This is a genomic window from Lysobacter soli (assembly GCF_009755585.1).
Lineage (GTDB): Bacteria > Pseudomonadota > Gammaproteobacteria > Xanthomonadales > Xanthomonadaceae > Lysobacter_J > Lysobacter_J soli.
In genome coordinates, this window is the sequence record NZ_CP046603.1 from 3,365,555 (window position 1) to 3,377,693 (window position 12,139).

General features: G+C 68.0%; 14 protein-coding genes and 1 pseudogene. 11 read left to right on the plus strand and 4 right to left on the minus strand.

What is annotated here, in order from left to right:
• Window positions 1-762 precede the first annotated feature (762 nt).
• Complete coding sequence (locus GOY17_RS15350; RefSeq protein ID WP_157031052.1) at window positions 763-1,425, plus strand: hypothetical protein; 663 nt, start codon at window positions 763-765, stop codon at window positions 1,423-1,425.
• An 8-nt stretch (window positions 1,426-1,433) separates the two neighbouring features.
• Here the strand turns inward: GOY17_RS15350 and GOY17_RS15355 are convergent, their stop codons facing one another.
• From GOY17_RS15355 to flgA, 4 genes are all read right to left on the minus strand, one after another.
• Entirely contained in the window at window positions 1,434-2,681 is a 1,248-nt protein-coding gene (locus GOY17_RS15355; protein WP_232338450.1) for an ATP-binding protein, read from the minus strand.
• Window positions 2,682-2,883: 202 nt separating this feature from the next.
• Window positions 2,884-3,216, minus strand: a complete 333-nt coding sequence (locus GOY17_RS15360) for a flagellar protein FlgN (protein ID WP_157031053.1) — start codon at window positions 3,214-3,216, stop codon at window positions 2,884-2,886.
• A gap of 10 nt (window positions 3,217-3,226) precedes the next feature.
• A complete protein-coding gene (gene flgM, locus GOY17_RS15365; protein ID WP_115843515.1) occupies window positions 3,227-3,544 on the minus strand; it encodes a flagellar biosynthesis anti-sigma factor FlgM in 318 nt (105 codons plus the stop codon).
• Window positions 3,545-3,632: 88 nt separating this feature from the next.
• Entirely contained in the window at window positions 3,633-4,301 is a 669-nt protein-coding gene (gene flgA / locus GOY17_RS15370; RefSeq protein WP_157031054.1) for a flagellar basal body P-ring formation chaperone FlgA, read from the minus strand.
• Between the two features lie 160 nt (window positions 4,302-4,461).
• Here flgA and GOY17_RS15375 point away from each other — a divergent pair, with 160 nt between their 5' ends.
• From GOY17_RS15375 to GOY17_RS15415, 10 genes and pseudogenes are all read left to right on the plus strand, one after another.
• Window positions 4,462-5,388, plus strand: coding sequence for a chemotaxis protein (locus tag GOY17_RS15375; protein ID WP_115843519.1), 927 nt, complete (start codon window positions 4,462-4,464; stop codon window positions 5,386-5,388).
• A 188-nt stretch (window positions 5,389-5,576) separates the two neighbouring features.
• Window positions 5,577-5,642: pseudogene (gene flgB, locus GOY17_RS19155) on the plus strand (flagellar basal body rod protein FlgB); the annotation flags it as partial.
• Window positions 5,637-5,936, plus strand: a complete 300-nt coding sequence (gene flgB, locus GOY17_RS15380) for a flagellar basal body rod protein FlgB (protein ID WP_425477954.1) — start codon at window positions 5,637-5,639, stop codon at window positions 5,934-5,936. The pseudogene flgB (GOY17_RS19155) and the gene flgB (GOY17_RS15380), both read left to right, overlap by 6 nt.
• 11 nt (window positions 5,937-5,947) lie before the next feature.
• The gene (gene flgC, locus GOY17_RS15385; RefSeq protein WP_115843523.1) at window positions 5,948-6,355 is read left to right on the plus strand and encodes a flagellar basal body rod protein FlgC; all 408 of its coding nucleotides are present in this window, start codon (window positions 5,948-5,950) and stop codon (window positions 6,353-6,355) included.
• A 32-nt stretch (window positions 6,356-6,387) separates the two neighbouring features.
• Window positions 6,388-7,050 (plus strand): flagellar hook capping FlgD N-terminal domain-containing protein, encoded by a 663-nt coding sequence (locus tag GOY17_RS15390; protein ID WP_157031055.1) that lies wholly within the window; start codon window positions 6,388-6,390, stop codon window positions 7,048-7,050.
• Between the two features lie 73 nt (window positions 7,051-7,123).
• Window positions 7,124-8,347 carry a flagellar hook protein FlgE gene (gene flgE / locus GOY17_RS15395; protein WP_115843527.1) on the plus strand — a complete coding sequence of 408 codons (1,224 nt, stop codon included), beginning with the start codon at window positions 7,124-7,126 and terminating at the stop codon, window positions 8,345-8,347.
• A 30-nt stretch (window positions 8,348-8,377) separates the two neighbouring features.
• The gene (locus GOY17_RS15400; RefSeq protein ID WP_115843529.1) at window positions 8,378-9,121 is read left to right on the plus strand and encodes a flagellar basal-body rod protein FlgF; all 744 of its coding nucleotides are present in this window, start codon (window positions 8,378-8,380) and stop codon (window positions 9,119-9,121) included.
• Window positions 9,122-9,293: 172 nt separating this feature from the next.
• On the plus strand, window positions 9,294-10,079 hold the full coding sequence (flgG, locus tag GOY17_RS15405; RefSeq protein ID WP_115843532.1) for a flagellar basal-body rod protein FlgG: 786 nt from the start codon (window positions 9,294-9,296) through the stop codon (window positions 10,077-10,079).
• Between the two features lie 8 nt (window positions 10,080-10,087).
• Complete coding sequence (flgH, locus tag GOY17_RS15410) at window positions 10,088-10,771, plus strand: flagellar basal body L-ring protein FlgH (RefSeq protein ID WP_115843570.1); 684 nt, start codon at window positions 10,088-10,090, stop codon at window positions 10,769-10,771.
• A 192-nt stretch (window positions 10,772-10,963) separates the two neighbouring features.
• Complete coding sequence (locus GOY17_RS15415) at window positions 10,964-12,115, plus strand: flagellar basal body P-ring protein FlgI (RefSeq protein ID WP_157031056.1); 1,152 nt, start codon at window positions 10,964-10,966, stop codon at window positions 12,113-12,115.
• Window positions 12,116-12,139: the final 24 nt, after the last annotated feature.

Sequence of the window (12,139 nt, forward strand, 5' to 3'; positions counted from 1 at the left end):
TACTTCGATCGATGAATGTCTCGCCCCTCCCCAGGGCACCCGCGGGCATCGCCCGCACGCTTTCAAACCGGGCGCTCGAGTCGCCCGTCCCGCACCTCGAAAACCGACTTCCCTTGCGGTTCCAGTGACCCGTGCAGTCGCAGTAATCGCGTGTTCCCGGCGTCGGGTGGCCCACCCCTGTGATAGCGCTACCACGACGCCTTAACCAAAACTAAGCAAAGTGTGCCGAGTTTGTCATCGTGCAATGCAGCAACGGGCTGGTGGGCCTACAGGGTTCGGTTGAAACCTTACGCACCGCGTGAGGTGTGCCCGCGGCTGAATGGGGTGGGTTTCGGGGATTCCGTGAGGTTTGCAGCGGGTGCGGTGCGTGGTGCTGGATGTGAGGGACTAGCGCGCGGGAAGCCTGACAGCGGACTGATCGCGCGTGCAGCATGGCCTCTGCGCGCCGGGCTTGCCTCTCGACATTTGCGGCGCGGTAGCGGGCTCATGCGGCGGGATGCGTTTGCGATGCGTGGATCGCGGCGGGCGATCGGAAGCTTGGCTCGTGGTTCTTCTTTGCTTTGATTTGCTCTGACGGGCTGCAGGGAAAGCGTGAAAAGTCCCTGGATTCCCGCCTTCGCGGGAATGACGAGCAAGAGCAAGGGCGAGGGCAAGCGCAACGGCAGCCGCACGCAGCCGCAGGCGCCCGCAACCGCAACCGCAACCGCAGTCGCAGTCGCAGTCGCAAGATCAGGATCAAGATGGATTCCAGCGGTCGCTGGAATGACGATTCTGTCGCTGCCGCTGTTGCTGTTGCTGTTGCTGTCGCTGTTGCTGTCGCTGTTGCTGTCGCTGTTGCTGTCGCTGTTGCTGTCGCTGTTGCTGTCGCTGTTGCTGTCGCTGTCGCTGTTGCTGTTGCTGTTGCTGTTGCTGTTGCTGTTGCTGTCGAAGAGCCTATTCGTCACTAGCCCCAAAGGGCGCCGCACAGGATGTGCGGCGGTGAGCGCTGAGCCATGGATGGCGAATCGCGAACGCGCCTATTCGCTTTCCGGTCGTGGGATTGGGTTGGACTTGTACGCACTTTCTTTGGGTTACTTTTCTTTGTGCGAGCAAAGAAAAGTGACCCGAGCGCCGCAGGCGATCGGAAGCTTGGCGGGTGATTCTTCTTTGCTCTTAAGCGTTGAAGGGAAAGCGTGGAAAGTCCACGGATGGTGCCGCCATGCGGCGGCCCAGAAGCGGCCCGCCTTCGCGGGAATGACGAGCAAGAGCAACGGCAAGATGGATTCCAGCTTTCGCTGGAATGACGGTGATGTGGCTCACCGCTGCCGGAGTGCCCGGATGTTGCGGGCCTGGATCCCGGCTTTCGCCGGGATGACGGTGAGGTTTGGAGCCGTCGAGAGAGTGCCCGGACGCTACGGGCCTGGGTCCCGGCTTTCGCCGGGATGACGGTGAGGCTACTTCCCCCGCGGCCGCGACAGCACCGGCTGCGAGATCGGCAGTACCACGCGGAACGTGCTGCCTTCGCCCGGGCGGCTGTGCACCTCGATGCGGCCGTGGTGCTTGGCGACGATGCGATACGCGATCGCCAGCCCGAGGCCCGTGCCGCGGCCGATCGGCTTGGTCGTGTAGAACGGATCGAAGATCCGCTGCAACGCTTCTTCGGGAATGCCGACGCCGTCGTCGGCCACGCTCACCCACACCTCGTCACCTTCGACGCCCATCGCAAGCGTGATCAGCCCGCGGTCGTCGATCGCCTGCCCCGCGTTGATCAGCAGGTTCATGAAGACCTGGTTGATCTCCGACAGGTAGCACTCCACCAGCGGCACGTCGTGGTAGTGCTTCTCGACCTTCGCCTTGTACTTGAGGTCGTTCCACACGATGTTGAGCGTGGATTCCAGGCCTTTGCGAAGATCCGACGGACGCATCGGCTCGTCGCGCTCGACGTGCGAGAACTCCTTCAGGTCCTGCACGATCTTGGTGACGCGCTCGATGCCTTCGCGCGATTCCTCCAGCAGCTTCGGCAGGTCGCCGACGATGAAATCGACGTCGAGGCGGTCGCGCATCTGCTTCAGCAACGGGCGGCTCGATGCCGGATCGCTGGACTGCAGCGCGTCGGCGTAACCGTCGACGAGCGCGAGCAGCGCGCTGGTGTATTCCTGCAACGTGCCGAGGTTGGAGTGCACGTAGCCGATGGGGTTGTTGATTTCGTGCGCGACGCCCGCGGCGAGCTGGCCGATGGACGCCATCTTCTCCGACTGCAGCAGTTGTTCCTGCGCGCTGGCGAGACGGTCGTAGGTCGACTGGAGTTCGTCGTGGCGACGACGCAGTTCGCCCTCGCGCGCCGAACGCACCGAGATGTCGGTCATCACCGTGTAGCGCCGGCAGCGGCCGCGATCGCGACCGGCGAACGCCTTGATCTCCAGCACCAGGCCGGGGAGCGCGGTGGGCACCTCGCCGATCCAGCGACCGTCGCGCTGCGCGATCTGCCAGCCCTGTTCGGGGATGTACGACAGCAGGATCGCGGGATCCGGATGCGGCTCGTCCGGATGCAGTCGCATCGCGAGCACGCGCCCGGCGTCGTTGCTGTGCAGCAGCCGCCCCTGGTCGTCGAGCAGGAAGACCGCAAGGTCCGACATGGCGACCGCCCAGAGCATGTCTTCGCTCCAGGTGTCGACGGTGGTGGTGTTCGTGGTTTCGCTCATCCCGCTCCGGGCCTGCTGCGTGTGGCCGGGCCAACTTATCGCATGCGGGGTGTCGGAATCACGCGGGAAGGCCGTGATTCGTGATTCGTGATGGGTGATTCGCGAAAAGCAGGCCGCCAGATGCGCGAAGGCCCACCGGACGGCGGGCCTTGAGGCATCTACAAATCACGAATCACGAATCACCAATCACGAATGAAGGCACTCAGACCGACACGTTGAGCCGGCTGTGCGGCTTGGCGCCGGACTGCCCGGTGGCGTCGTAGGTGGTGTCGGCGTCCAGGCGGCCGAGGTGGCGCAGCGCCCAGTTCACTTCGCGGCGGCGACGCGCCAGCAGTGCGCCGTTGGCATGGTTGAGCTCGCTCAGGGCGAGCACGCGCGGTGCATCGTTGGCAGCCGCGCCGGCGCGTTCGGCCGCGCGCAGCGCTTCGAGCTTGGCCTGCGTGGAACGCAGCAGCGCCTCGACGTCGTGGTCGAGCAGCGCGCGGCGCTCCTCGTTGAGGGCGACCTCGAGTGCGTCCAGCGGGTGCGCGTTCATCCGCGGTGGCTCACTTGGACAGCGCGTTCTCGAGCGACAGCATGCGATCGGCGATCGCCTGCGGGTCGACCTTGTAGCTGCCGTCGGCGAGCGAGGTGCGGATGGCGTTGACCTTCGCCACGTCGATGCCGGCCGGGGCCGCGCCGAGCTCGCGCTCCAGCGCCTGCAGGTTCGTGGCATCGCCGGTCAGGCGCATCTGGTCGGCCGCGGCGGTGGCGCCGACAGGCTGGCCGCGGTCGGCACCGGAGCGCGACTGCACGGACGTGCTGCCGGTCGCTTCGATCTGGCGCAGGGCGGGCGACATGGCGCCGTCGATCTTGTGGGTCATGGCTGACTCCTTGAGAACGTGTTCGAACTGGATAACGGCCGCCCGCGGCCGGACTTGAGGGGAAAACCTGACAACTTTGTAAGGAACGTCACAAATTGACTTCCACGAGCCCGGGACCCGCCACGCGGCCCCGGATGATACGGCGCGAGGCGGTGTTCTCGACCGAGATGGTCGATCCCAGCTTCCCCGCGCCCATCGCGCGGCCGCCCATGCGCACTTCCATGCCGCCGGCGCGCGACACCAGCGTGACCGGGTCGCCGCGTTTGAGCGCGTCGTTCCCGCCCACATCGTCGGCCTGCAGCACCGCACCGGCCGGCATCGCCTTGCGGAGGCGCTTGCCGACCAGGGCGGCCGGGTCGGTCACGGCCGGGCCGTCGCTGGCGCCCAGTTCGCGACGCTGCACGGCCAGGTGTTCCGGCCCGATCGGCTCGTCGCCGCGGACGGGCCGGGCGAGGACGACCACGTCGGCTTCGCGCCGCACCCGCACCGGCACGTAGAGCTGCCACCCCGGGGTATCGGCACAACGCACGGCCACTGAAGTCGGCCCGGTGACGGTCGCCGCCAGCGGCTGCGCGCACGCGGGCATGCGCAGGCGCGAATCGACGGACGCCTCGGCCTGCCCGTTCGCGGCCGTCGCGCCGAGGGCGGCGATCGCGGCGTCGCGGATGGACCCGACTGGCTGGAACTCGCCCGCGATCGCCCACGACGGCGCCAGCGCCACGAGGGCGGTCAGCAGGACGTTGAGGATGGCGCGCATGGCAGGGCTCCGGAGAGATTCGGAGGGTGCGTGCAGGATTTGTGCCGGAACGCCTTCCCGCCACGCCACCGCTCACCGTCACTGTCGCGAAGCTCCGGCCCGCCCCTTGCACCGCCGCCGGCATGCTCAAGTCCCGCCGTCCCCGGCCGACAACCCGACCATGAGTCAGGACCTGCTCGACCGCATCGACCAACGCACCCGCCTGGCCGGCCACAACCGGCTGGCGCTGCTGCTGTTCCGCCTGGGAACGCGTCAGCTTTTTGGCGTGAACGTCTTCAAGGTGCAGGAGGTCCTCCCGCGCCCGCCGCTGTTCACCCTGCCACAGCTGCCGCCGGCCTTCAGCGGCGCGGCCGACGTGCGTGGGCGCAGCATCCCGGTGCTCGATCTGGCGCGCGCCATCGGCCATGGCGACGCCGACTCGGTCGAACCGAAGTACCTGGTGGTCACCGAATTCAACCGATCGGTCCAGGGCTTCCTGGTTTCGGCGGTCGACCGCATCGTCAACATCGCGGTGCAGGACATCCACCCGCCGCCGGAGCACGGCGCCGAGCAGCACTACCTCACGGGCGTCACGCGCCACCACGGCGAGCTGATCCAGCTGATCGACGTGGAAAGCGTGCTGGCCGAGTCCGCGCCGCGTGCCAGCGACGCGGACCGCATCGCCCCGCTTGCCGCCACCAGCCCGACGGCTCCGCGCGAAGTGCTGGTGGTCGACGACTCGCGCGTGGCGCGCAACCAGATCCGCCTGGTGCTGGAGCAGCTGGGCCTGGGTTCGACCCTGCTGTCCGACGGCCGCCAGGCGCTGGAGCACCTGCAGGCGCTGGTCCTCAGCGGCATCGACCCGCACGAGCGTTACGCCATGGTCATCTCCGACATCGAGATGCCCGCCATGGACGGCTACACCCTGACGACGGAAATCCGACGCGACCCGGCCCTGCGCGACATGTTCGTGCTGCTGCACACCTCGCTGTCGGGCGTGTTCAACCAGGCGATGGTCGAGCGCGTGGGCGCGGACGACTTCGTGCCCAAGTACTCCGAACACGAGCTGGCGCAGCGCGTGGCGGCACGGGTGAATGCGCTGGCGTAAAGGCGTTCTGGCTGTCATTCCCGCGATGGCCGGAATCCACTTGCCAGATGCTTCAAGCCCCCCGTCGAGCGTGCGGCCGCGGACGCATGGATCCCCGCCTTCGCGGGGATGACAGCAAAAAGGCCGCCGCGAAGCCCTCTGGCACGCGCCTTGCCTCTGCTCCGGGTGAACCCGACCCCGGAGGCGTCATGTCCGATTTCCTTGGCATCCACGGCACTGCGCTGGCCCTGCGCGAGCAGCGGCTGCAGTTGCTGTCGGCCAACCTCGCCAACGCCGATACCCCCGGCTTCAAGGCGCAGGACCTGGACTTCACCTCGGCGCTGCAGTCGGCGCTCCAGCCCAATGCCGCCGCCGGCGACGCCATCGACGCCGCATCGCAGGGCGCGCGTTTCGCCCGGCCCAGCAGCCAGCCCAGCGTCGACGGCAACACCGTCGATGGCGAGCGCGAGCACGCGCTGTTCGCGCAGGCGGCGCTGGAGTACCGCGCCTCGCTGACCTTCGTCGAATCCAAGGTGCGCGGAATGCTCACCGCGATCACAGGCCAGTAAGGGGAACGCGCATGAGCAACCTGCCCATTTTCGATGTCGCCGGTTCGGCGATGAACGCGCAGTCCGTGCGGCTGTCGACGATCGCCTCCAACCTCGCCAACGCCGACTCCGTCGCGGGCAATCCCGACGAGGTCTATCGCGCCAAGCAGCCGGTGTTCCGCGCCGAAGGCGTGCCGGGCGATCCCTCGCTCGCCGGCGTCAACGTCACCGAGGTGCGCGAGAGCACCGACGCGCCGCTCAAGCGCTACGAACCCGGCCACCCGCTCGCCGACGCCCAGGGCTACGTGTACGCGCCCGCGGTCGATCCGGTGGCGCAGATGGTCGACCTCATTTCCGCCTCGCGCAGCTACCAGGCCAACGTCGAGGTGTTCAACAGCGCCAAGGAACTGGCGTTGTCGACGTTGCAGATGGGCCGTTGACCGCGCGCCGCCGAACCTGACCAGGACTTCCGATGACCTCCATATCCGACTTCGTCTCGACTTACGGCGCCAGCACCACCGGCACCGACACCACCAAGAAGTCCGACTCGCTCGGGCAGGCCGATTTCCTGCGCCTGATGACCGAACAGCTGCAGCACCAGGATCCGCTCAATCCGATGGAGAACAGCGAATTCCTCGGGCAGCTCGCGCAGTTCTCCACCGTGCAGGGCATCCAGGGCCTGCAGACGTCGATGGATGGCTTCAAGGGATCGCTCGCCACCGACCAGATGCTGCGCGGCGCCTCGCTCGTGGGCCGCAGCGTGCTGGTGCCGTCGGCCAAGATGGCGCTGGGCGCCGAGGGCAGCGTCAACGGCGTCGTCGCCGCACCCGATGCGGGCACCGTCACCTTCGACATCACCGATGCCAACGGCCAGAGCGTCCGCAAGATCACCGTGCAGGCCGAAAAGGCCGGCGAAGTGGCCTTCGAATGGGACGGCAAGGACGCGGAAGGCAATCGCCTCGCGGCCGGCACCTACGGCGTCACCGCGACGATTGGCTCGGGCGAAACGAAGAAGGACCTGAGCACCTACGTCGAATCGCGCGTGGACAGCGTGACCGTCGGCAGCGACGGCGTGTTCCTCGACCTGGCGGGGCTGGGCACGGCACCGCTGGATTACGTGCTCCGCATCCGCTGACGAACCGCAGCCCTCACCCCAAACCCCTCTCCCGCTCGCGGGAGAGGGGCTTCCTCTCTCCGGAGAACATCCAATGGGTTTCAACACTTCGCTGTCCGGCATCAACGCCGCCAACGCCGACCTCAACGTCACGGCGAACAACATCGCCAACGTCAACACGACCGGCTTCAAGGAATCGCGCGCCGAGTTCGCCGACCTGTTCTCGTCGACCGCGTACGGCCTGTCGCGCAACGCGATCGGCTCGGGCGTGAAGCTGAGCAACGTCGCGCAGCAGTTCTCGCAGGGCAACATCGATCCGACCGGCCGCGGCCTGGACGTCGCGATCGACGGCGAAGGCTTCTTCGTGCTGAACGACAACGGCGCGCGCGTGTATTCGCGCGCGGGCAACTTCCAGCCCGATCCGAACGGCTTCATCGGCACGCCCGACGGCAAGCGCCTGCAGGTGTTCGCGCCCAACGCCAACGGCAACGGTTTCGACGTGGGCCGCCTGGTCGACCTGCAGCTGCTCACCACGACGAGCCCGCCGCAGGCGTCGGGCAACGTCGACATGCAGGTGACGCTGCCGGGCAACGCGGCCGCGCCGACGGTCACGCCGTTCGATCCGACCGACACCAACACCTACAACCACTCCACTGGCGGCGCGACGGTGTACGACTCGCTCGGCGTCGGCCACGTGCAGACGTCCTACTTCGTGAAGACCGCCAACCCGAACGAGTGGCAGGTGCACAACTACATCGACGGCACGGCCGTCGGCGCGCCGACGACGCTGCAGTTCAACGGCTCAGGCGCGCTGGTGACGCCGGCGAACGGCCAGATCACGATGGCGCCGTTCACCCCGACCACCGGCGCCGGCGTCATGAACCTGACGCTGAACCTGTCCGGCTCGGCGCAGTACGGCTCGGCCTTCGCGCTGCGCGAGATCAACCCCGACGGTTATGCCGCCGGCAAGCTCAACGAGATCGACATCGACTCCACCGGCGTGGTCTACGCGCGCTTCTCCAACGGCGCCGACCAGGCGCTGGGCCAGGTCGCGCTGAGCACGTTCACCAATCCGCAGGGCCTGCAGCCGCAGGGCAACAACGTGTGGGCCGAAACCTACGCGTCGGGCGATCCGCGCATCGGTGCGCCGGACACCGCCGACTTCGGCGTGCTGCAGTCCGGCGCGCTGGAAGCGTCCACGGTCGACCTCACCGAACAGCTGGTCAACATGATCACCGCGCAGCGCAACTTCCAGGCGAACGCGCAGATGATCTCGACGCAGGACCAGGTCACCCAGACGATCATCAACATCCGCTAAGCGCGGGTGGGATGACACAGGAGGTCCGCCATGACCGACCGCGCGCTCTACATCGCGATGACCGGCGCCAGCACGTCGCTGAAGACGCAGGCGTCGGTGTCGCACAACCTCGCCAACGCGAACACGGTGGGGTTCCAGGCGACGCTCGCCGGTTCCACCGCCACGCCGGTGAAGGGCAACGGCCACGCCTCGCGCGTGGCCGCCGCATCCCAGACCTACGGCGTCAGCGACACGCACGGCGCGATCCTCAACACCGGCAACACGCTGGACGTCGCGCTGAACCAGGATCGCTGGCTCACCGTGCAGGACGCGCAGGGCAACCCCGCGTACACGCGCGCCGGAAACCTGGCGATGAACGCCAACGGCCTGCTGACGAGCAACGGGCGCCCGGTGCTCGGTGCCGACGGCGCGCCGCTCACCGTGCCGCCGTACCAGTCGATGGACATCGCCAGCGACGGCACGATCTCGATCGTTCCCCAGGGCCAGCCCGCCAACACCATCGCCGAAGCCGGACGCCTGGGCGTCGTGCAGGCGCGCACCGCCGAACTGGTGCGCGGCGACGACGGCCTGATGCGCCCGGCGAACGGCCAGCCGCCCGCCCCCGCCGCGGGCGATTCGCTCACGCCCGGCGCGGTGGAGAACAGCAACGTCGAGGCGACCTCGATGCTGGTGCAGATGATCCAGACCGCCCGCGCATTCGAGATGCAGGTACGCGTCTTGCAGAGCGTGGATGAGAACGCACGCAGCGCGAATTCCCTACTTGGTTCGCGCTGATGGCTGTTCCTGAAGCGCCGCGCCCTGGCCGTCATCCCGGCGAAGGCCGGGACCCAGGCCCGTAACGCATCGATCGAAAACCGCGACACAACTGAAGCCTTGCCAGCCTGGGTCCCGGCGTTCGCCGGGATGACGGAAGAGGAAAAGCTTCAACGAACAGGAGACACACGCCATGACCCAGGCTCTATGGATCGCCAAGACCGGCCTCGACGCGCAGCAGACGCGCATGGCGGTGATTTCGAACAACCTGTCCAACGTCAACACGACCGGTTTCAAGCGCGATCGCGCCGAGTTCCAGGACCTGCTGTACCAGACGGTCCGCCAGCCCGGCGGCGCGACGTCCGAGCAGACGCAGGCGCCGACCGGCCTGTCGACCGGTACCGGCGTGCGCGTGGCGGCGACGGCGAAGGAGTTCTCGCAGGGCAACCTCAACGTCACCGGCGGCGCGCTCGACGTCGGCATCGACGGCCGCGGCTTCTTCGAAGTGCTGATGCCCGACGGCAGCAGCGCCTACACGCGCGACGGCAGCTTCAAGCGCAATTCGCAGGGCGAGATGGTGACCAGCGACGGTTATCCGGTGCAGCCGGGCATCCAGTTTCCCGAAGGCACGCAGAGCGTGACCATCGGCGCCGACGGCACCGTGTCGGTGAAGGTGCAGGGCCAGGCCGACGACGTACAGGTCGGCGCGCTGACGCTGGCCGACTTCGTCAATCCGTCGGGCCTGCAGGCCATCGGCAAGAACCTGTTCGTCGAGACCGGCGCCAGCGGCCCGGCGCAGCAGGGCGCGCCGGGCACCAACGGCATCGGCCAGCTCGCGCAGGGCCAGCTGGAAGGCTCCAACGTCAACGTCGTGGAAGAGCTGGTGTCGATGATCGAAACCCAGCGCGCGTACGAGACCAACGCCAAGGCGATCTCGACCACCGACTCGATGCTGGGCTTCCTCAACAACAATCTGTGAGTGCAGCCGTGAACGCGTTCTTCCGTCTTTCCATCGCCGGCGCGACGCTCGCGCTGGCCGGCTGCGCCGCCGTCGTCGGCGACGTGCGCCCGTTCGCGCCGATGGCCGCGCCGCCCGCGGCGATCGTCGCCCCGGCCGCGCCCGCCAGCGAAGGCTCCATCTACGCCAGCCGCAGCCTGCGCCTGTTCGAGGACAACAAGGCCCGCGACGTCGGCGACCTCGTCACAATCGTGCTGGTGGAGAACACCAGCGCGCGCGCGCAGGCGAACACGTCGGTGAGCAAGGAATCGGGCATCGATATGGCCGCGCCGACCATCGCCGGCGTGCCGATCACCTATAAGGGCAACCCGATCCTGGAAGCCTCGGTCGAGGGCTCGCGCGACTTCCAGGGCGCCGGCAACAGCACGCAGAGCAACCGCCTCAGCGGCTCGGTGACGGCGACCGTCGTACAGAACCTGGGCAACGGCAACCTGCTGGTGCGCGGGCAGAAGCAGCTGCGCCTGAACCAGGGCGACGAGCTGATCCAGGTTCAAGGAATCGTGCGGACGGCCGATATCGGTCCCGACAACCGCATTTCCTCCGATCGCGTGGGCGACGCGCAGATCGTCTATGGCGGCCGCGGCACGCTCGCGCGTTCCAACGCGATGGGCTGGCTCGGCCGGTTCTTCAATTCCGCCGTTTACCCGTACTGAGGAGGGGCCATGGATACGCGTGATTCCTCCTCGTCGGCGCATGCTTCGTCGCACTCGCCTTCGCGCGCCCCTTCGTCGTCATCCCGGCGAAAGCCGGGACCCAGGCTGGACGCGCCTGAAGTTGCGGCACACCCCCATCGGACGCTGAGGGCCTGGGTCCCGGCGTTCGCCGGGATGACGGTTTTGAAAGTCATGGCGGCCGTTACGAAGCCGCGCCTGCCCAAAGGCTCCGGCCTCATCGCCTACGCCCTCGCCTGCACCATCGCCGGCCTCGCGCTCACGCTCGCCGTCGTTCCGCCGGCGCGTGCCGAGCGCATCAAGGACCTCGCGCAGGTTGCCGGCGTGCGCGGCAATCCGCTGATCGGCTACGGCCTGGTCGTCGGCCTGGACGGCAGCGGCGACCGCACCAGCCAGACGCCCTTCACCGTGCAGAGCCTGAAGACGATGCTCGACCAGCTCGGCGTCAGCATTCCGCCGGGCGTGAACCCGCAGCTGAAGAACGTCGCCGCCGTCGCGATCCACGCCGAACTTCCGCCGTACGCCAAGCCGGGCCAGCCGATCGACGTCACCGTGTCGTCCATCGGCAACGCCGGTTCGCTGCGCGGCGGCAGCCTGCTGATGGCGCCGCTGAAGGGCGTCGACGGCCAGGTCTACGCCATCGCGCAGGGCAGCCTGGTCGTGTCGGGCTTCGGCGCGTCGGGCAAGGACGGCTCGCGCATTTCGGTCAACGCGCCCAACGGCGGCCGCATTCCCAATGGCGCGATCGTCGAGCGCGCCGTCGCCGGGGCGCCGGCGTCGGGCAACGTCACGCTCAACCTGCACGAAGCCGACTTCACCACCGCAGCGCACATCGTCGACGCGGTCAACCGCGAGTTCGGCAACGGCCGCGCCCGCGCCGTGGACGCGGTGACCATCGAGGTCGCGCCGCCCGCCGACGGCGACCGCGTCGGTTTCCTGGCGAAGCTCGAATCGCTGGACGTGAGCCCGGGCGCCGCGGCGTCGAAGGTCATCGTCAATTCGCGCACCGGCACCGTCGTGATGGGCGGCAACGTCAGCGTGTTGCCGGCGGCCGTGTCGCACGGCTCGCTCACGGTGTCGATCTCCGAGAACACGCAGGTCAACCAGCCCAACGAATTCAGCCGCGGCCAGACCGTGGTGACGCCGCAATCCACCGTCGAAGCCAGCCAGGACGGCGGTCGCATGTTCCTGTTCCAGGGCGGCACGTCGCTGGAGCAGATCGTCCGCGCGGTGAACGCCGTGGGCGCCGCGCCCGGCGACATCGTCGCGATCCTGGAAGCGCTCAAGCGCGCCGGCGCGCTTCGGGCGGAGCTGGAGGTGATCTGATGGGGCGGGAGCGCATCTGCTCCC

Excerpts from the sequence above, each read along its gene's own strand:
- flgG (WP_115843532.1), top strand. The coding sequence starts at position 9,294 with ATGACCCAGGCTCTATGGATCGCCAAGACCGGCCTCGACGCGCAGCAG.
- GOY17_RS15390 (WP_157031055.1), top strand. The coding sequence starts at position 6,388 with ATGACCTCCATATCCGACTTCGTCTCGACTTACGGCGCCAGCACCACC.
- flgE (WP_115843527.1), top strand. The coding sequence starts at position 7,124 with ATGGGTTTCAACACTTCGCTGTCCGGCATCAACGCCGCCAACGCCGAC.
- flgC (WP_115843523.1), top strand. The coding sequence starts at position 5,948 with ATGAGCAACCTGCCCATTTTCGATGTCGCCGGTTCGGCGATGAACGCG.
- flgA (WP_157031054.1), bottom strand. The coding sequence starts at position 4,301 with ATGCGCGCCATCCTCAACGTCCTGCTGACCGCCCTCGTGGCGCTGGCG.
- GOY17_RS15360 (WP_157031053.1), bottom strand. The coding sequence starts at position 3,216 with ATGAACGCGCACCCGCTGGACGCACTCGAGGTCGCCCTCAACGAGGAG.
- flgM (WP_115843515.1), bottom strand. The coding sequence starts at position 3,544 with ATGACCCACAAGATCGACGGCGCCATGTCGCCCGCCCTGCGCCAGATC.
- GOY17_RS15375 (WP_115843519.1), top strand. The coding sequence starts at position 4,462 with ATGAGTCAGGACCTGCTCGACCGCATCGACCAACGCACCCGCCTGGCC.
- GOY17_RS15355 (WP_232338450.1), bottom strand. The coding sequence starts at position 2,681 with ATGAGCGAAACCACGAACACCACCACCGTCGACACCTGGAGCGAAGAC.
- GOY17_RS15350 (WP_157031052.1), top strand. The coding sequence starts at position 763 with ATGACGATTCTGTCGCTGCCGCTGTTGCTGTTGCTGTTGCTGTCGCTG.
- GOY17_RS15400 (WP_115843529.1), top strand. The coding sequence starts at position 8,378 with ATGACCGACCGCGCGCTCTACATCGCGATGACCGGCGCCAGCACGTCG.
- GOY17_RS15415 (WP_157031056.1), top strand. The coding sequence starts at position 10,964 with ATGGCGGCCGTTACGAAGCCGCGCCTGCCCAAAGGCTCCGGCCTCATC.